10 protein-coding genes and 1 pseudogene are annotated in these 20355 nt (G+C 42.0%); 7 read left to right on the top strand and 4 right to left on the bottom strand.

Translation table 11 applies throughout. The features are described 5' to 3' along the window. The first annotated feature begins 9 nt into the window (after positions 1 to 9). The 4 genes from ACTG1P_RS08365 (at position 10) to ACTG1P_RS08350 (ending at position 9013) form a co-directional block, all read left to right on the top strand. Positions 10 to 3666 (top strand): DEAD/DEAH box helicase family protein, encoded by a 3657-nt coding sequence (locus tag ACTG1P_RS08365; RefSeq protein ID WP_440000993.1) that lies wholly within the window; start codon positions 10 to 12, stop codon positions 3664 to 3666. Between the two features lie 637 nt (positions 3667 to 4303). Continuing rightward, the gene (locus ACTG1P_RS08360; protein ID WP_440000992.1) at positions 4304 to 6574 is read left to right on the top strand and encodes a hypothetical protein; all 2271 of its coding nucleotides are present in this window, start codon (positions 4304 to 4306) and stop codon (positions 6572 to 6574) included. 219 nt (positions 6575 to 6793) lie between these two features. Next, the gene (locus ACTG1P_RS08355) at positions 6794 to 7468 is read left to right on the top strand and encodes a hypothetical protein (RefSeq protein WP_335829108.1); all 675 of its coding nucleotides are present in this window, start codon (positions 6794 to 6796) and stop codon (positions 7466 to 7468) included. Positions 7469 to 8074: 606 nt separating this feature from the next. Further along, entirely contained in the window at positions 8075 to 9013 is a 939-nt protein-coding gene (locus ACTG1P_RS08350; RefSeq protein ID WP_440000991.1) for a hypothetical protein, read from the top strand. Positions 9014 to 9241: 228 nt separating this feature from the next. Here the strand turns inward: ACTG1P_RS08350 and ACTG1P_RS08345 are convergent. Continuing rightward, positions 9242 to 9385 (bottom strand): annotated as a pseudogene (locus ACTG1P_RS08345) (IS481 family transposase); the annotation flags it as partial. A 745-nt stretch (positions 9386 to 10130) separates the two neighbouring features. Between ACTG1P_RS08345 and ACTG1P_RS08340 the strand changes: the two are divergent. Next, the gene (locus tag ACTG1P_RS08340; protein ID WP_440000990.1) at positions 10131 to 12227 is read left to right on the top strand and encodes a GTPase; all 2097 of its coding nucleotides are present in this window, start codon (positions 10131 to 10133) and stop codon (positions 12225 to 12227) included. A gap of 9 nt (positions 12228 to 12236) precedes the next feature. Further along, positions 12237 to 13943, top strand: coding sequence for a GTPase (locus ACTG1P_RS08335; RefSeq protein WP_440000989.1), 1707 nt, complete (start codon positions 12237 to 12239; stop codon positions 13941 to 13943). Positions 13944 to 14388: 445 nt separating this feature from the next. Here ACTG1P_RS08335 and ACTG1P_RS08330 read toward each other — a convergent pair whose 3' ends face one another. Then, entirely contained in the window at positions 14389 to 15648 is a 1260-nt protein-coding gene (locus ACTG1P_RS08330; protein ID WP_440000988.1) for a Fic family protein, read from the bottom strand. A 206-nt stretch (positions 15649 to 15854) separates the two neighbouring features. On the opposite strand from ACTG1P_RS08330, the gene ACTG1P_RS08325 reads away from it, so the two are divergent. Continuing rightward, positions 15855 to 17267 (top strand): helix-turn-helix transcriptional regulator, encoded by a 1413-nt coding sequence (locus ACTG1P_RS08325; protein ID WP_440000987.1) that lies wholly within the window; start codon positions 15855 to 15857, stop codon positions 17265 to 17267. Positions 17268 to 17913: 646 nt separating this feature from the next. On the opposite strand, the gene ACTG1P_RS08320 is transcribed toward ACTG1P_RS08325, so the two are convergent. Then, positions 17914 to 18312 (bottom strand): antitoxin Xre/MbcA/ParS toxin-binding domain-containing protein, encoded by a 399-nt coding sequence (locus ACTG1P_RS08320; protein ID WP_440002290.1) that lies wholly within the window; start codon positions 18310 to 18312, stop codon positions 17914 to 17916. Between the two features lie 281 nt (positions 18313 to 18593). Then, positions 18594 to 20135 (bottom strand): tyrosine-type recombinase/integrase, encoded by a 1542-nt coding sequence (locus ACTG1P_RS08315; protein ID WP_427273692.1) that lies wholly within the window; start codon positions 20133 to 20135, stop codon positions 18594 to 18596. Positions 20136 to 20355: the final 220 nt, after the last annotated feature.

The following is a 20355-nucleotide window of genomic DNA, read 5'->3' as shown; positions in this document are numbered from 1 at the left end:
GGAAGTTACATGTCAGATACGGTCACAAAGCTAGCAACAGCTAGCACATCAAGCGTGGCGCTCAGTAGCAGCAACTTTACCTTTATCCGCGCCACACTTGCTGGACAAGGCGGTGCGGACAATCAGTTTAGCTTGCGCTGCACCGAGATACTGGCTCGCGCCCAAAGCGCTGAGGCCAATATTAAAAGCGACCCGAGGATTGCGGGGTTTTATGCCCGCAATGCCTTGGAGCTGATGGTTGAAACCGTCTTTGACATCGACAACTGGCTGACGCGGCCACGTCATGATGTGACCTTGATGTCGCTGATCCACGATAAAGGCTTTAAAGAGAATCTGGCCAGTAACCTGTTTCCCAAGCTGAAACTCGTTATCAAGATTGGTAACGAGGCCGTACATGGCAAGAGTGCGCTCCCAGAGCGCGATGCACTGCAAGCGGTGAAAGAGTTGCACCATGTGCTCTATTGGTTTATCCGTACTTATACTCCGCAACTTGATAAAAACCACTTTAGCGTCGAGCCCTTTGATGAAGCGTTAGTTCCGCAAAAGCTCGCCATTGATGCTGGTCTAGTGACCAAAGCTATCAGCAGCATCAAGCGGGTACAAGAGCTTGAAAAACAGCTGGCCGAGAGCGACGGCATCAAGCGTGAAGCATATCAGCAACAGCTCAATGAAAATGCGGCGCTAAAGGCAGAGAACGAAGCCTTGCTTGAGCAAATTGCAAAAGCCAAGCAAGCGTCCGATAGCTCGCAAGATAGCCACGACTATAACGAAACCGAAACTCGTAATTACCTTATCGATGCGCTGCTCAATGAAGCGGGTTGGCCACTTAAGGATAAGCGGGATCGCGAATACCCTGTAACCAACATGCCGATTTCACCGGCAAACCCGCAGGGCAATGGCTTGGTCGATTATGTGCTGTGGGGAGATGACGGCACAGCGCTGGCGGTAGTGGAAGCGAAACGCACCAGTCGCCGCCCAGAAGATGGCCAACAGCAAGCCAAACTCTATGCCGATTGTCTAGAAAAGCAATGCGGTGTGCGGCCCATTATTTTTTACACTAACGGTTACGAAACTCGCCTGTGGGATGATGCCTTCTACCCGCCTCGTACCGTACAAGGCTTTTATACCAAAGATGAACTGGCACTAATGATAAGTCGGCGCCACGACAGGATATCGTTTTTTAACTGTGATTCTGGGGAAGCTAACAAGCTCACCGCTCAAATTGATGAAAACATTACTAATCGCCATTATCAAAAAGCCGCCATTACCCATATTTTACAGCATTTTGAGTTAGACCATCAGCGAAAAGCTCTGCTAGTGATGGCCACCGGCACAGGTAAAACCCGAACCGTGATAAGTTTGGTCGATTTGCTGGTCAAAAATAACTGGGTGAAAAACGTGTTATTTTTGGCTGACCGCAATGCCCTGTTAACTCAAGCAAAAAAGCATTTTGTTAAGTTATTGCCTCGGGTGAGTTGCTCACTATTGAGCTCAGGACAAAGCAAAGACAGTATCGACAGCCGCTTGTATTTTTCGACTTACCCGACCATGAAAAACTTGCTGGACCGGGGGGCTGACGAGCGCCCGTTTGGGGTGGGGCATTTCGATATAATCGTGGTAGATGAAGCACACCGCTCGGTGTATTCGAAGTATCGGCAGATTTTTGAGTATTTTGATGGTTACCTTCTGGGGCTCACAGCCACTCCAAAAGACGAAGTAGAAAAAGATACCTACAGCATTTTCGATTTGCAAAAAGGCATGCCTACTTATGCTTATGAAGACGCCAGTGCCTATGCAGAAAAATATTTGGTGCCGCCAACAAAAATATCAGTTGCTACTAAGTTCATTCGTGAAGGAATCAAGTATCAAGAGTTGTCTGATGAAGAAAAACAAGAGTGGGAAAACAAGGCTGAGCTGACCGATCGCGAGGAGGTGTTACCTTCTGAGGTGAATAAATTCTTATTCAATGAAGACACCGCCGAGAAGATGTTTGCCCAATTAATGAGTAAAACTGAGCTGGGGGGAATTCATGTAGAAGGCGGTGATGTGATTGGAAAAACAATAATCTTTGCCGCTAACAACGACCATGCTGTATTCCTCGAAAAAATGTTTAACAAAAACTACCCTAAATGGGCAGGCAAGTTAGCGCGAGTGATCACTTTTAAAGAAACCTACGCTCAAAGCCTGATTGATGAATTTGGGGGGGATGAAAACGAGCGCAAAGACTTCGACCCGAACAACCCCACCTGCCGTATTGCGATCTCGGTAGACATGCTCGATACCGGTATCGACGTGCCTGAAGTGGTGAACTTGGTATTTTTTAAAGTGATCAGATCTAAAGTGAAATTTACACAAATGATCGGTCGCGGCACGCGTCTGTGTGATGATTTATTTGGCCCTGGACAGCATAAGACAACCTTTAAGGTGTTTGATTATTGCCAAAATTTTGAGTACTTCGATGCTAATCCAGAAGGTTTACCTGTTGGCATTGCTAAACCATTGATGCAACAGGTATTTGAAAAAAGGGTTAATTTAAGCATCTTGCTCAGTAAACGCTTGGCTGATGAAGGCTATATCAAGCAACACCCTGAAGATGCGGAGCGGTTACGGGAATTAAAGCATTACCAGTTAGACATGCTACATCATCAAGTCACAGGGATGAACTTAGATAACTTTATTGTCCGTCCGAAACGCCAAGCTGTTGAACCATTTCTAGTTCGCGAGCACTGGGACTGCATCGACGACACCAAGCACACTGAGCTAGAAAGCCATATTGCAGCTCTGCCTACAGAGGCTGAGCCCTTCAACCCTGTGGAGCAAGTGAATAACTTGGCCAACCGCTTTGATAACTTACTGTTGACAATGCAGTTAGCTTTGCTGGAAAAGGGCATAGTGCCTGAGCCAAGTCGGATTCGCGTGATGGAAATCGCCCAGCAATTGGAAGGGAAGTCGGTTATTCCGGCGATACAAGCGCAGTTGCTGTTGTTGCAAGACCTGCAAACCGTTGAGTTTTGGCAGCACATTCATTTGGTTACACTTGAAGACATTCGCCAGCGTTTACGGAATTTGATGTTCGCCTTAGACAAAGAGCAAAAAGAGAGGGTGTACACCAACTTTGAAGATGAGATTCAAGGGGTACACGATGTGACGACAGTGTATACCAGCCCGGCAGTCGACTTGGTCCAATACCGTAAAAAGATTGAGTTGTATATTCAAGATCACCAAGACCAACTCACCATTCAAAAACTGAAAAGAAACAAACCCATCACTCAAGCCGATTTGGACGTGCTAGAAGGGTTGTTGCTCGATGCCAGTGGCATGAGTGATGTGGCGACATACCGTGAGCAGATCTTGCAAGACAAGCCATTAGGCACCTTTATTCGAGAATTGGTGGGCCTTGACCTGAACGCAGCCAAAGAGGCTTTTAGCGCCTTTCTTGATGAGGGCGCTTACAACGCCGAACAAATCAACTTTGTTGATCAAGTGATTGATTACCTTGTGCACAACGGCGTGCTAGACATGGCGCAAATCTTCGAGCCACCGTTTACCGACAACCACGGCGAAAGCGCCTACGGCTTTTTTGATGAAGGCAAAGTGGTCGAGTTATTTGGGGTGATTCGTAAGGTGAATGCCAATGCGGTGGTTGAAATGAGTCAATCTGCATAAGGAGTTAGAATTACCTTTCTTGGGAAGGTACGACCCACTCTAGCGTACCTTCTCACCCTTAAGTTTAAAAATGGCCACCTTCTCGCAGAGCGAGGAATGCTCCGACATATTGCCTACCTATGACTCAATCGCGAATCGAGCTATAATTTTTGAGTTTTGCACCACTGTGATGCATCCACACCAGTTACAATAAATCGCCTCAAAGATCGTTCTTGTCACTAGCTCCTCATACTACATCGCAGTGTCGTGGCCAACTGGTTTTGTATCGCATTGGCTGTTGAGATAGCGCTCTTACCCCCTCGAAATTATTAGAGTTTATAAATGGCTTTGCCATTTCATGGCTCAATTATAATGTTTAACTAATAATTTTAGAGAAAAGTCAAGATATTTTTATTTGCCCTATTGCAAACGCATTGGAATAAGCATATCGTTCTCTTCGTACATACCAGTCAGTGTATGTAGACACATAATTTATATTTATAACCTCTTCCGAGAGATTAAAAAATCTCTAAGGGGAATGCCTACGCCAAATTTTGGGCGTGAATGCTTGAGAAGTATTTAAATATTTAATAACTATAATAAAAGTGTAGCGTTGGAAAACGCCACCATATTATTATAAAAACTAAATGAGGTGGATATGTTTGTGTTGAGTTATGGCGATAACTGCCATTTGAAATTTGGGATTGATAAATCTAACGCGCTGAGGGATAAAATCGTAGAAATTATTGGCGATGGTGAATCTAGGAATTCAATTAGATTAATCAGTGACAATAAATCGGGATTTGATGCAGTGAAAATTGCATTCGATTATAAGATCACAGTCGTGCTGGATGGGCATGAGTTTAAGCCAGGTTCGAACAGGTTCAATCTGGGGGTGACGCTACTCCCATTTGCTAAAAATGAGGTGGAGGAGAAAGAAGCAATTGATTTAGTGGTGACCAGTTCTCATCATTTGTGCCCAGAGAGAATGTCCGAGGTGTCTCTAATTGATTATGTTAGGTCTCAAACTAGTAATCAATTCCATACTAGAATCGCCGAGGCTATAAACAAACACTTGTTTGCTAAAAAGAGCGCGGTATCTTTGGCGCACAATTTCTATACTAAGAATGATAATATTACTGAAACTAATATCGATCTTTGTCACGAAAGATTGTGTCTAGATCGTTTCCCTGGGATTCACATAGTTGTTACTCCGCCAGGGACTGGTAAAACAACTAATTGCCTAATACCCACATTTGACGAGGCTGGGAATAATGGTATGCATCCTATTTTTTTAAATCCATCTCGAGCGTTCACGAATTCACTGTATCCTGATCAGGATGAACGACACTATCATACAGATATCACAAAAAATGAAACCGGTGTCTATGGTGTTAGTCTGAGCATTTTATATAGTAAAAAATATAAGCATATCCGGGATCAGTGCCAAATTTTGATTATAGATGAGTTTGAGGATGTTTTTAATTTAATGCACTCAGAATTGGGCATGAGAGTCTCAGTTGATGAATACATTGAAAGGATGGATAATTTCAAAAAAATTATTGCTGATGCCAGCACGGTTGTTATTGCCGATGCGTTTTTAAGTCAGGATTCATTTGATTTTATAGTTGGCTTGGCTGAATTCAGTAATAATAAAGTTTTCGTGTATAGATCATCCAAACCTAAGAATATGCCAGAAATCTTTTTAACAACTAAACCAGATATTATAAACAAGATCAATGAGCGTGCATCAAGTGGCAAAAAATGTATTGTATTTAGCGACGAGGCACACAATGCAAAAAAATCAAATGTTAACGTTTTGGTAAATGCAATAAATACAACCAAAAAAATATTAATCGATGCTGAAACTGCTCGTAAATTCCCTAATGGTGCTATAAATAAATGTGTTAGCAGTAAACTGGTATCAATTTTTACACCAGTAGTGAAAAATGGATTTAGTTTCACAGATAGGGACCTAACATTTACTGCAATTATTTCAAATGGGCTCGTTCAGCCTAATGATATTATGCAGTTTGTCCACCGAGCGAGGAATGCTAATAATGCATTTTTAGCGCTCCTTGGTGGCAAAAATAGAGTGTATAAAAATAGCGATCATATCATTACAGAGCTGGTGATGTCAGCGTTGGGGTGTGATTATTCTATTGAGCGTTTGCATGAGTATTGCCAAAATCCCACATTAATTCATATGGTTAACCGATTGTTTATTCGACATAAATTGTGTTTGGATTATAACTTCACCCTACTGACAATGCTTGAACAACAGGGTTATAAAATTAGCTATCTTTCACCTGAGCTGAAAAATTCAGATAAAAAAATGCTTGAGTTGGCTGAGCTGAAAACTGAGGAAGATCGAATTTACGGGTTATTAAATAGAGAGCCATTTTATGCTCGCGAGGCTCATGATATAGAGCATTTTTACGGTGAGAAGTTAAGTGAGGAATTGATAAGGTTTGATGATAGAGGAAATACTCGCAGAATAATTACGAATAACATTTCATTATGTAGGGGGGCTGACTATTCTAACAGTCAAGAATCCATAACATTTGCAATGATAAGATCGCTCGCCAATAAGTTAAAACTCAGTGACAATTATTGCTACAGTAGTGATGAAGCTGGTAAATTCCTAGCGTGGATTGAGAATGGAAAATTTGAGTTTGGTCATGAACTCATTGCAGTAAAAAAATTCTTTAATAAGGACTATTTTATAATTCCATCTAACAGGAAAATTCCAATTAAGTTTTTAGAGTCATTCCTTAATAATAACTTTGGCTATGAAACGTATATGAGTCAGGAAAAAAATTACTATCGTGATGGAGCAGGGGCGGGGCGTTCAAAACGAACTGTTAAAACAGCGCGTCTGTCAAATGATATTAGAGAGTGGGTTACTAAAATTTTGAGCCGTTACTAAAATCGATCGCTATTGGTATTGCTGTTACTATCAAAAATACCGGTCTTAAGCCGGTGTTTTGTACGCTTATCCAGTCTATTTGTTAGATATTAGTGTCATTCATATCAACTTGGCTGGAATCGTGATCTGGTTAACATTCAAAATTCTGAATTAATGATAATGATGCTGCTTGAATATCTGTATGTAACAGATATTGGGGATACCTTGCAGGATATAAGTATGAAATATATTGTTGTTGAAGATCATGTTGTACCTCAGCTTTTCACTACTGCAATTGAGGCTTACGAGTTTGAGCACAGAGCGCACCTAAAAGGAAAGGGGGCTATTAACCTTGAAACATTTGGCCTTTTGTGGGGATATTCAATTCCTCAGAAGGGTGAAAATCCCGCTCGAATTGTATCTACAATGGCTACTGTTGAAACGTCTGCATTGAGGCATCAAGACTGGGTACGGCCAGACCTTAATTCGATAATAGCAAAAAAGGAGTTTTTTACGAAATACTGGCCTAATATAGAGCTGGTTGGCACATTTCATTCTCATCCATATGCAGATTTAGATACTGTGAATGAAATTAAGGGGTGGCGTGCATCGGATGGTGACAAAGATTTCTGGCCGTGGTTTCATGAGTATGTATCACCAGAGCAACCCCTATTGGCGCATATAATTGTAACCATTACTAAGCTTGAGCGGAAAGGATGGGCGTATCCGGATCGATTAAGGGGTAATGAGAGAAAAATGGGCTATGTACTATCAGCTGATAATAGAAAGCTGTGGCTGCGTTCATATGGAAGTCAAATAGATTTTGATGATAATGGTGAGGAGACATTTATTTTTAAAGATGATCTTCAAATGGAGATCCCCTCCCTTCAAAACAGATTTTGGGAAAATTCTTAATTTAATTTTTAGTTTATTGCAACGAGTTAATAATCATGTGAAGCTAATTTTGTCATCAGGCACCGGCCATGAAAAGGGCGGGATCGCACTTTGTTAAGGAAATTCGAATAGGCCGACCGTCTGTGATCTAATCACGTCTCCATTCAGGCGGCGCGCTCGGTGAGCGCCAAGGATGCGCGAGTCAATCCCGACCGGGAATCACATCCCTGCTTCCCCATGCATCAAAACACGTAGGATACCCCGCAGAGGCGCGTATTTCCTTGCGTGCCAAGGACTCATAGTTGGCTCACATGCGTAATCTGTTGGTCGCTCACAGTTTCAAATCGATGACCTGCCGACTGGCACAGCGGATGGGATAATCGCGTCCCTCCGAATTACTCCCCATCCTAGACGTCGAGCTGACCTGTGCTCACAACCACCTTAATTAAAGTTCAAGACTTCTGCCTAAGATAGGTGTTTGATATGATTCATCTGACGCTTAAGTCTCTATGAAAATTAGCTACGACACTCTTGGGTGAGCTAAACGACCCTATCGCTACGTTTTTGTGCTTAGCAGTAAATTTAAATATGGATTTGTTGACAGATTTATCTGCAAAAGGAGGCCTAATGCAGACGTGGAAGTTCAGCATCAAACCTGAAAGCGATGAAGGGTATGATCCTTTTATTAAGTGCAAAGAACTTGGCATGGTCGGAATAGGATGGTCTCATGGTTACGAAAATGAGCAGCCTAAGAACTTTGATGAAGCACAACTGTTAATAAAAGATACGTGGAATATCACGGATATCCCTAGACCAATTCAAATACTGTTTGATGAAATTAAACCTGGAGATCACCTTTGGATGCAAAGAAACGGTCACTACTATCTTTGCATTGCCGGGGATAAAAAATACATTGCAAGGGAAATATGTGAGGATTTTTATCATTACGATCTAGGTCACGCTATCGAGGCAAAATGGATCGAGGTCCCTGATGATTTAGTTTGCGGATCAGTACAAAGGGGAACTATTGCTCGGAGAATGGTTCAAAGAATTAACCTATCCGAAGCGGAGGTAAGACTTAATCGATATCTATTAACTCATCTATGTAAGGACTTATCTCGCCTTCCAAGGATTGATATAGCGGCAATTCGTAGTGTTTTGGATACAATAGATCAAGATTCATTGTTTGGATTGCTATCTCCTGATGATGTCGAGGACATTATTGCCTCAAAACTTCAGACGGAAGGTTGGATTTTGATAAAATCTACTTGCTTTCGCTCAAAACCTCACTTCGAATTTTCCATGACAAATAGTGATGGAGAAACAGGCTTAGTTCAAGTGAAGTCGGGGAGGTGGCCATCTACGCTTAACCCTGCTGATTATGAAGAGTATCTGCGTGGAAACAACAAGGTTTTTTTATTCTCAACACATCCAGATTCTTATCAAGGTAGAGGTATAGAAAATATCGTTTGTTTGACTAAAAATGAAATTATCGAGTGGATGAAAATGCACTGTAATTTGCTTACTTCTACAGTAAAGTTGAAATTGTCGTTACAAAACGGTTAGCAAATTTTTTGTACAGATCTAGTTATCACCTGACACCGGCCTCAAACCGGTGTCTTGTTTACGCTAATTTCGTGCGCCCTTCCTTTGGTATCAATTTCAGACCCTTTCACCATGCTGCATCTATCACCCTACCTGATTACTAGCCCGCTCCAGCACATCCTCCAATGAGCTCGCCTGGGAGGGACTTATCGTGCAACCAAGTACCCAATCTAGCTAACAATTGGTTGCGTAGGTCTGATGATTGCAGCTGATTTCGTAGAACTGTTGGCGGCTATAGCTGAGGCACTTGCTGGCTTTGCTGACGTTATTGAGCTCTTTGGCGAGCTCTGGCAGGCTGAGTTTATGACGTGCTACTTTCTCGTTGGTGGTCATATGGTGACTCCAGATAACACGGTAGGGATACCGGTTTGAAGCCGTATGACCACTCCCTTTTGTGGGCAACTGTCAGGTGAATACCATTTCCATACACCTAGCTTCCCCTCTAGCTGCATCGTTTAGGGTAACAACGGAGCTATTGCAGGAACATTCGTCCCCATCACTGCAACGGTGCTTTGACAATAATTGAATCTGAGCGGCAGTATTGGGCTGCTAATAAAACCGTGGCAGTTTCACTTGACCACTACAGTCACGCATGTTCAGATTATCTTGGTTGGTTGTACTCGTATAATCGCACCTGTAGGTGAGTCCCTGGATGGTTGGTTTGATGACTCTGGTATGATTGCCGACGTCATCCCCAAGCATGGGCAGCCAGGCGCCCAAGCTCGAGAGCAACTCAGGGGGCCAGCAGGGTAACTGAGTTGCGCAACTGAGTGGGATTGTTTTTATATATAGATAAAGCGCTTCCCTCTCATGTCAAAGATAACGATGTGGCTATATCATTCTCGTGTAGCGAGGATTGTTCATAGATCTGTAGAGGCAGCTCTCCCAAGCAGACAGGATAGCTCGATAGCAATTATCTATGTTGCACCACTGGCGTGGCGCATGTGATCCAGTTATCTATCTAGCCAAGTATTCCACCGGGAGCATGTTAAATTGCGTATTCTACTTGCAGCAATCCCCGGACTACCTGGCACATGTCGAGCACCATCATGTTAAGGAAATAAGGTGGACTAATTCCATGACTGCACAAAATCAGTATCTGTCTTCGCTGGCAAGCTGCCGGGATATCGCCAAAGATGAATACACGGTTGTAGAGCAACATTTTGCCCAGTGCGACCTCATTATTGATGACCTTCGTAAAGAACTGAAAACGGTCGTTAAGCAATCCAGCCAGGCTTTGTCACATACCAAGGCGCTGGAAGATGGTCTTACCAATATTCAAAATGATCTTGAAAGGGATTATGCTGCCTTGCTTGCCAAACGTTCGGCTAATTTGACCAAGCAAAAGCGCAGTCTCGAACACTTTAATGTGATGTTGTTTGGCCGGACCATGGCGGGTAAAAGCACCATTCGAGAAGCTATTACCGGGGGGGATGGCCAGACCATAGGTAAAGGAGCACAACGGACTACCCGTGACGTAAAAGAGTACGAGTGGAACAACCTTAGGATTATCGACACGCCGGGTTTTGGTGCCTATAACGGCAAAGAAGATACAGAGATAGCTCGCGAGATTTTGGAACAATCCGATGTTGTCTTGTTCCTGCTCAACAGCGACAGCATACAGGAGTCTACTTTCACCGAGCTTGAGCATGTATACAAACTGAATAAGCCCCTTATTTTTGTGCTGAATATGAAAAAAGACCTGGAAAATCCGGGTAACAAGCGGCGAGCACTCAAAAATCCTGAGAAGTATGTGTTCAAGGAAGAGGATATTCAGCAACATGATGAGCGGCTGAAAAAACTTGCGGCACGGGCAGGGATCAACCCGGCTACAGTTAGGGTGATCCCCATACATGCCCAGGCTGCGTTTTTGGCAACTAAAGAGGAGCAGGAAGAGGGCAAGCTGTTGCATGAATTAAGCCGGATTGATGAGCTGCTGAATGCACTTCAGAAAGAAGTTGAAAGTAATGGCCCTATTCGCAGAATACAAACATTTCTGGATTCCTGCTTGCATCACATAGATGCACAAAGCCTGCTGCTCCTTGCTCAAAAGGAACGCTTGGAATGCTTGTTACCACAATATGAGAGTGGTTTAACGCGCATAGCTGCATGGAAAGATAAAACACTACGAGATGCTCCTCGTATGCTGGCAAAAGAGGTCGATGCAGCTTTTAAACCACTGATTGACTCAGTCGCCGATTTTGTTGATGACCATATTGAAGACAGTAATGTTAGTAAAGCATGGGATCAGCATTATAAAAGCTTTAATATATCAAAACGAATAGAGCAGGCAGCCAGTTATTTTTCAGACCAGATTGTTGATGAACTTGAAGACTTCAATCGAGAGTTAAAGGAAGGCCTGGATATCTCTCTATCATTTGAGGTTAAGCATAATGGCAGTAGCTTCAATGAGACTGACTTTAGGCGCATAAACGGCTGGGGCTCTGCCATTTCAAGTGTGGTGAGTGCAATCGCATTCTTTAATGCTTGGAATCCTATCGGTTGGGTTGCCGTGGGGATTGGTGTATTGTTCACTGTTTTTGGTCTTTTTTCAGATTCAAAGGCTAAGAAGTTGAAGGAGGCAAAAGCAAAGCAGCGCCAGGCATTGCTGGATGATATTGAAAAAAGTAAGAGAAAAGTACAGGATAGTTTAAATGACTGGTTTGATGAAAATCTTTCCAGAAAACTGATGATGCCAGCTATAAATAACCTTTCTCTATTGTGCGCCTCTATGAGTTTGTTTATTAGTCAGTTGAGCGCCAGCGAAAGTAAATTATATAATCTTAAGCATGAAATTAATAACCGCTTGTTGAATAGGCTGGCTTATGTTGTTACTGGTAAGCATTTCAATTTTCCACGTTTTAAAAAGATAGTGAGAGTGCCAGGCTACGCATGTTACTTTCTTATATCAGATTATTTTCGTAATGGATCTTTGTTGCGTGAATTGAGCAAGTCAATGCGTGAAACCTTGGTTTCAGTTTATGATATGGAGCTAGAGGGTAAGATCTTACATCTTTTCAAAGGTCTTTATGAGCGTATTGAAGTTGCTGAAGGTAATAAGGTTATGATCTATGCAAGAAAAGAAAATATCAGCAAGATTATAGGTAAAGAGCACCGGAGAATAAAAATGGCTGCGGCATTGTGCTCTTGTGAAATCACCCCGGTTCCGGTTTAAGGATGAATGATGAGCGATTTGCACTATAACCTGTTAAAGAGCAAAGTTGATGATTTGATAGAAGAAACAGTACGTCTGATGAACTCATTAGGTGGAGACATCGATCTGGGCACTGTTTCTGATATGGCTCCTTTAAATATTGTGTTTGCTGGCCAGTATAGTGCTGGAAAGTCCACTTTAATTAAAATGTTAACTGGTATTGAAGATATTAAAATCGGAGCAGGAGTAACCACTGGAGATGTTACAGAGTATAAATATAAGTCGTTGAAGATTTGGGATACGCCAGGAATAAAAGCCGGCGAGTGTGAACAGCATGATGAGAAGGCAATCGCAGCCATCAATAAGGCTGACCTGCTGATTTATGTCATCACAAATGAGCTGTTTGATGATGTAGTTGGCGCTGCATTTCGTGACCTGTGCTTTAATCAGGGGCGTGCCAAAGAGATCATGATTGTTATCAATAAATTCGAGAGTGACTCAGCTAGTAAGGAAACCAAGATTTCTGGGATCACACAGGTGCTTGAGCCTAACATTCCCGAAGACTTCCCCATTGTGTTTACCGATGCGCAGTCATATTTTGATGCGCTAGATGAGGATGATGAAGAGGAAAGGCAGGAGCTTTTAGAGCTTTCCAATCATGCTGGTTTTACTCAAGCAATTGATAATTTTGTGGTGCAGAGAGGGCTCTATTCTAAACTGACAACCCCTTTGCAGAATTTGTATAGTTCGCTTGAGAAAAGGCTTGATGAATTAACAATCAATGATCCTTTGCAGAAAGGTGTTGTCAGTGTATTGAGTCAAACTAAACGCGTTTTTAATTCAAATCAGCGCGACCTTGTAAAAAAAGTTCAGGCTGATATGAATAGTGTTAATAGTGAGATTATCAGATTAGGAGAGCAACTAGCGGATGCTCTGGGTGGAGAACAAGAAGAGTTTGAAAAAACACAAGAGCATGTTGTCTATGAGTGCAAAAAAATAACGGAGAAGGCTTTTGAAGCCTTTCAGATGACAGTTGAAGAGTGCTTCATGGATCTTGATAAAGAACTCAACGACCTTGCTAACACTCCAGCAAGCATAAAGGTTAGAGACGCTCTGGATTCAGCTAGAAATATGGAGCTGAAAAGGGAGGGTTATAATCCGGAAACATTTGAAAAAGATGACCCTCTAAAGCTGAATAATATTTTCAGCCAAAGCATGTTAAAGACGGCAGAAAAAGGTTTTTCATTTATTTCTAAAAGCGCTGTCGGGGATGTAACTAAAGAGGGCCTAAAAAGGGTATCAGGGAGTACGTTGCATAGTGCAGTTAAAGAGCTTGGTAAGTTTTTTGGTTACAAATTCAAACCATATGAAGCAGTTAAGATTGCTGATAAAATAGGTAGCGGAGCTAAATTTCTTGGTCCAGCCATGTCTGTGTTCGGCGTAGGAATGCAGATATATGATGATTACCAACAGGCTGAGCATGCCAAAAAGGTATTGCAGGTAAAGCGGGATATCAGAAAAACATTTCGTGATTGCGGTAACAGTGTGCGTATTAACATGGAAGAACAGCTATCTGCTATTATTGAGTCAGGTTTTGAGCAGCCAATCAATACGATTGAGCAGTCCTTGAGTGAATTCCGTATGGAAGCTGAAACCAAGTCAAACAGTACTAAAGCCGCTCATGCTCAACTTGATGAGATCCGTAAGCTTCGTAAAGAAATTCAAAGTTATGTTTGAGTAAATTAATGTTAAGAGGCTAACTTATGTGTTAGCCTCTTAACATATACGTGGTACGTAAAATACGTATTCTCCCTTAAGAGTATGTGGGCTTCGTAACTGGTGATAACTATTGAGAAAGTACCCCTATGATGAAAATCAGCTTATGGTTATTACTATTGTGTATTCCGGCGAAGTTGAACCGCCATTCCGGCCAACGTATGTACAGATCTAGTTATCACCTTTGAGGCCTCAAAAACTCGAGGTGAAGGTTCCTTAAGTCGCGTAGGCGGTAATGCCTGACTTCGAGATTCCGCCACCAGGGGCGCGTCAAAATTCAGAAAAAACTGAACCGTAGCCCGTTATTCAGTCCAATTACCACATAGTCTCGCCGTTCTGAGTTAGTATCCAAAAATCATCAAATATAGACAATCAATAAGATCTGACGGTGGTAATCACCCACACCTCATTTTGAGCTGTCTGATCTGTCATGTGTCAATTTGAGCCTATAACGGGTATTTCTACCGCCTCCACCAGGTTCTTTTTCTAGGCAGTTTTTTTCTAGTAGATCAGTAAGGTGGCGCGTGGCTGTAGATTTGCTCACCTGAGCAATTTTTTGATACTGGCTGGCACTAATATACGGAAGGCCGTCCTGTGTGTAACCGTCGAGCAAATGGTTCAGTATCATCACCTGTTCAGGGCACAATTGGTCACTAGCGTGTAGCAGCCAGAAGCGGTTTCGAGCAAGCGCATGTGTGCATGATTGTTGGGCCTGTTCCAGCGTGACGTTGAGTGTGTCCAAAAACCAAACCAGCCACTCTGTGACATCCAAGCCTCCTCTCTGAGTCTGCTCCAGAGTGCGATAGTAATCAGCTCGACGCTCGAAAATCACGGTCGACATTGCATACAGACTGATGCTCTGGTTGTCGGCCTGAGAGAGTGCAAGATCGGTGAGGGCTCGGGTGATTCTGCCATTACCGTCATCAAACGGATGTAACGTGACAAACCAGAGATGACAGATGGCGGCTCGCAGTAATGGATCTAGGCAGGGCTCATCGAGACTGCTTCTGAACCAGTCGACAAATGCCGCCAATGCCTCCTCCAGCCCCTCTCGTGGTGGTGCCTCGAAATGCACGGTCAGTCGATCTCGTGCTCCGGATATCACCTGCATCGGCTCATCACCACGCAGCTGGCCAACACGTATCTGATGCGATCTCCGGTCATCTGCGGGAAAAAGCCAGCGATGCCATTGTAGCAGGCGTTCAAGCGTCAACTGCTCATCGCTGCTAATTGCATCCACAATCATCGCGGCCAGTCCCTCGGATCTAACTGAGGTAGGGTAGGGTGACTGCTCCACTATCCCGAGGCGACATGCCAGAGATGCACGTAACGACTGAGAGTTCAGTTGTTGATTCTCGATAGCCGAGGACGCGACGACATTGGCCAGCAGCGTATCTAGGGCATGTGTCTGATGCGCCAGTGTTGTGTTGTGAGCTGATAAGTGAAGGCCCTGGAGCAACCCCAGATTACGGTGCACTTGGCGTAGCTTTGGCAGTAACTGCCGGTCTTGCCAGCAAAAATGAGGCCAGTTCTCGTGTTGCCAGATCCAGTCTACGGTCATCGATAATCTCGTTGATTTTGTGTCGCGGGCAAGCAGTGCAATGCCAAAAATGAGCCGAATTGACACCACATTCGGCTCGCGATATGAGCCGATAATAGCCCTCATTCGGCTCATTCCACAACTCACAGGGCTGGTCGACATTTGTTTGGGTTGAGGTAGCCAACAGCGCTGATGTGGACAGCCAAACTTCCTTACCCGAAAAGCAAGACCTGTAACTTGATTTGGATGGATAGATCATGTCGTCTGTCTTTTGATTAAAATAAATGAGGTATTTACGCGGTATATACAACATTTATATTTGCGGCCATTATATGAACATCATCATTAAGGAGTTCATTTTTATGGGAAGAACATCATTTGTAATCGATCCTGTAAGGTTAAAGGGGTTACGAGTCAGCGCTGGCCTTACGCAACAAAAGTTGATGAGCACAGCCTACGAAATTTTGGGGCGCTCCCCAGAAGCGACATCTAAAACTTTAATTGGTCATTACCAGCGCATAGAAAAAAATGGTCATACAAGCAAGGCCTTGGCAGATGCTTTAGCTAAAGTTCTTGATACAACTGTAGAGGTACTGCAAGGCAAGGATACTCCCGAGTCATATCATTATATGGAGAAGTTAGTCAAACAACTACAGGAACAGCTGAACTATGGTAATAACCAAGTTCTTAATCAAGAGTTATATGCATGGAATAACGAAAGAAAAAAAATTGGATCTGAAGTTAGTGAAGGGATTGATGACTTTGCAAGAGAGATTGCTATTCAAATTGAGCTAGCTCAATTATTTGGTCAAACTGATGAGCTAATCAGACTACGAGAAATTACTGGATGGAGTAACGAGCAAATTCTTAATCCCGCAAATGTACATGGTCATTGGTTCATTCGTGAAACTATGATGGACTCAATGAGTACGAGTTTAGTGTATGGTCTGGGTGACATCTTTTATAGGATACGAGAGATCATCAATAAGGTACGTCACTTCTATACTGATGATTTACATGTAAATATCAAGCATGCATATCCTTGGATCCATTTTGAAATAACTAATCCAAGGCACAATGATTTTCATAAGTCTAGCATTATCATGTCACGGACATTACCAACGCCGGATGGGCTTAAATGGGTGTCACCAAATGAAGCAGATAAGTGGAATCTATCTAGATTAGATGATATTGCATTTAGTGAGGCTAACTTCGTTACTTTAAATGATGGACTGCTGTATCCAGCAGATGTACGTAATCTTAGATTCAAAATTGTTGAAGTAACTGATTTTGAGAAACGTAGGACTGCATACTCTGATGGTTGGTTGAGGGACTCTAACAATACTTCTTTTGATCGGTTTTTAGCTAGTGGCCAATCTCATAATTGGGTAGTTAATAGACTTATTGGAGGGGTAGCTGAGGGGTTACGTACCCATCTTAATCCACTCCCTGAAGCTACATGGAAGGTGGATGCTTACGATGGACAAATTAATCTAGTCTTTGATACTTGGAAAATACCCACAGAGCAACGTAGGAGTCTTGGTTTCAGCCATTTAAATTACATAATTAATTTAGTTGAACAGTTGCCAGATGGTAAATATCGATCTGCCCCTTGGGCTAAAAATAGTATAGATGAAGCAGTAAAGGACCTTAAAAAGCGGCTACAGTCTGAATGGGCATCGGAGTCTTCAATTTCTGATGATGTAAACGTTAGGCTTCATTTTGATGAATACACCATCATTTAATGCTACTTAAATTTGCATGTTTATTTTTATAGGGGTTCTATGAGATATTCAACATCAAAAGAAGTGGATAAGATAGTTCGGAAATATGTAAGTAGCCGTTGGGTTTTTAAAAGAGGGAAAAAGCATGGCCTATTATATCCACCAAACTGTGGCTTATTCGTCGTAGTACCTAGCTCCCCTAGTGATAGTCATGTGGGTTTTATTATTCATCAAGAAATAGAACGTCTAAAGAAACGTGTTTTTACATTGAATGAATTCTAGTAGATAGCTTCTATTCATATTTTAATCGTGGTGTGCTTTTTAAATAATGACTTGCATATAATGAGTTTCTATATTGAATCTATATCTCTATATAATATATGTTTCTCACATTTCTAATTATTTATTTTAGTATGCAAGCATTTTTGACGGTGTGTAATATATTTTTATCAAAGATTGGGGGTGGAAGATAATGAAAATCTGGATCATCTTCGCTGCGAAGCAGCGGAATGTTGAAATTCTTAAATTTTTTAATTGTTCTCAATAATAGTAAATGGACAGTTTTTCGATTTTTTCAAGTGGGGTAAATGAAAAAAGTTGGAAAAAAGATGAGGTTGGTTGTTTTTGAAGCGTTCTTAAGGGGGGTTAGCCTATCAGCTACCTCGCTCTAGGTGCACACCCCATGTTGGATTCGTCCTACAAGTACTATTACTGCCTGAGCCCCTAAAGCTGTCGACAGCACCTCTGCTGGCCTTTTACCACCGAGGCCCCAGGCTGGGCGATGTAACCATGACATTGCTCTGACGGTATTGTTTCTGTGGAGGGAGAGAACAGCTTCGAGTGCCTGTACAACGCCGTATACCCTTTCACCCTGTGATATTGATAGGGTGGTCTCATTCCTGACCTTACGGGACAATGTGCCTCGGCTAATGCCAACAAGGCGGCATATCACACCAACATCAGTCATCACTAGTCCGGAAAGTTGATGAATGATGCTAGGCGCTACGCCAGCTATGATCCAGAGATGTGCACTCAGTGGATCTTGAGGGATGTTGAGAGTCGTCATAAGGGTGGGGGCTGAACTTGCCTTCGTAATGGGTTGATATACTGAAAGTGACATATTTTACTGTTCCCGTATTGGCAATGATTTGTTCTCATCATCGTACTCCATGTTCTGATTTTCTGACAGTTACCTCACTGGTGATAATTGTTGATGTTGCTGCTATGGAGGGCACACGCCCCCTCCATGAGCGAATGAACGAACTGAATCATGTTCATGGCCTATACCTAGAAATATGGCCTCATTCAGCAAATCCATTGCAAGAAAATAATAACTCTATATTCAAGCTACAGCATTTCTTTAAGCCAAAAAATTTGCTCTGCATTTAGTTGGTTTTGGTCACTCAAATCTTTCATTTCTTGTACGAAAGTAGAGAGTTCATCTTTTATATTCTTCTTTATACATCTCCTAACATAGCTTTCATATAAGCTATTAACAGATGGAGGGAAATTCGTTTCCTGTTGCACCTTTATAGCTGCATTAGAATTGGTTGCACTCCTTAACTTTTCTCTTGTAGCTTGGCTGATATTGTTGTCAATATAGTAATTCATCAACGTTTCGAGGCTGTGTCCAGTGATTTTAGATAAATCTTGAATAGGCACTCCGCTTTCTAGTGCTTTTTTGGCAAAAGTATGTCTGGCATCATATAGTCGGCCTATCTTAGGAAAATTAAACTCTTTTTTAACTGCCTGCCAAGTTTTCTGATAAAGGCTCGAAGTTACATGGGGGGCCTTTGCGTCGCGACAACAAGGAAACATTAACTCACCCTCTCGATCACTCAAGCTTTTTAGAATTTTGTATTTCGCTACATAATTCCAGTATGAGTCAGACTCAATAGCAACAATGCGTGCAGCCTTGTTTTTACTAATGTGCTCAGGAATACGTATGGATCTATCATTAATATTAAAATTGTTGCTTGTGTTTCTATATATTTCAGAGTTTCTTGCCCCGCATAGGAACATGGTTGCAACTATGATCTTGGAATCCCCACCACCTGGAGTGTCTTCATTAAAAATAAATTCCACGACTTCATTTGTGGGGTCAGTATATGTTGTGACAGGCCTCTTAGGGTTTCTTGGGAACAGAAAAATATGCCTATCAATTTTATTCTTTGGTAAATATGTGCACGTAACACACATATTAAACAAGCTGTTTAATAAGGAATAGTATTTCCTCATTGTTTCTGATGTTATTGGCGTTTCTTTGTTCTGCCAATACTTTTTGAATATTACTGGGTGATCTTCATTAAATTCAGATAGCTTGAGGTCTAACCATGGTTCAAAGGCAGATGAGATTTCCCTTATTGTTTTGTCGGTAACAGGGATTAATGAATTCCTCTTGTTTGATTTATTTTCACGGTCGTTTTTATAATGCTCTAAAAGATAAGTTCTCAATGTAAAAGACTGATATTTCCACTTTTCTGGATTAATCTTTTCAGCATCACTAACTAATCTCTTAAACTCTTCCTTAGCCTGTGTAACGCTAAAAAAACCTTTTTGGTAATGTCCACTTTTAGTGCGAGGCGTCCAATTGCCAATTTTCTGCCTCCGATTTTTATCGTAAACAATATAGAATGTCTTAACACTGTTTCCGATTCTTAGTTTTAATCTTGGTTTGTTCTTTTCATTATATTTTTCATCGTCAGAACTATAGTGCGTTAATTCAACACATTTATTTTTATCATTAATAAATGGAAGACTATCTATGTACTGGTCTTTAAAGGTAAATGAGAATTTCCCTTTAATTATGGCCGCAGGGTGACCCTGGAGCAGCGTCTTAAGATCGAACTCTTCTTTGCGTATGGATGTAGCCGGATTTTTGGGAGCCATTGGGTACCACCGAAAAATGTTCTATTGAGACATTATAGCGGCAAAATAGCGCAAAAGTAGAGTTGAATGGCGTGAATAGCTCTTAAATAGCGCAAAACAGGCATCGATTGTGCCGCTCACAAAACAAGCAGCTTGGTTTTTTATGAATGCTTTTTGAGCTATAAAGCTATGTTTTTAAAGGAAATATTTATAATTCCTAATATTTAAAAAATCTTATAAC

The sequence above is a fragment of the Aeromonas sp. 11P genome (genome assembly GCF_051920165.1).
GTDB classification, from domain to species: Bacteria; Pseudomonadota; Gammaproteobacteria; order Enterobacterales; family Aeromonadaceae; genus Aeromonas; species Aeromonas veronii.
This window is presented reverse-complemented; position numbering and strand designations above follow the sequence as displayed.

Coding starts and splice junctions, on each gene's coding strand:
- ACTG1P_RS08365 (WP_440000993.1), top strand. CDS start 10: ATGTCAGATACGGTCACAAAGCTAGCAACAGCTAGCACATCAAGCGTG.
- ACTG1P_RS08360 (WP_440000992.1), top strand. CDS start 4,304: ATGTTTGTGTTGAGTTATGGCGATAACTGCCATTTGAAATTTGGGATT.
- ACTG1P_RS08355 (WP_335829108.1), top strand. CDS start 6,794: ATGAAATATATTGTTGTTGAAGATCATGTTGTACCTCAGCTTTTCACT.
- ACTG1P_RS08350 (WP_440000991.1), top strand. CDS start 8,075: ATGCAGACGTGGAAGTTCAGCATCAAACCTGAAAGCGATGAAGGGTAT.
- ACTG1P_RS08340 (WP_440000990.1), top strand. CDS start 10,131: ATGACTGCACAAAATCAGTATCTGTCTTCGCTGGCAAGCTGCCGGGAT.
- ACTG1P_RS08335 (WP_440000989.1), top strand. CDS start 12,237: ATGAGCGATTTGCACTATAACCTGTTAAAGAGCAAAGTTGATGATTTG.
- ACTG1P_RS08330 (WP_440000988.1), bottom strand. CDS start 15,648: ATGAGGGCTATTATCGGCTCATATCGCGAGCCGAATGTGGTGTCAATT.
- ACTG1P_RS08325 (WP_440000987.1), top strand. CDS start 15,855: ATGAACATCATCATTAAGGAGTTCATTTTTATGGGAAGAACATCATTT.
- ACTG1P_RS08320 (WP_440002290.1), bottom strand. CDS start 18,312: ATGACGACTCTCAACATCCCTCAAGATCCACTGAGTGCACATCTCTGG.
- ACTG1P_RS08315 (WP_427273692.1), bottom strand. CDS start 20,135: ATGGCTCCCAAAAATCCGGCTACATCCATACGCAAAGAAGAGTTCGAT.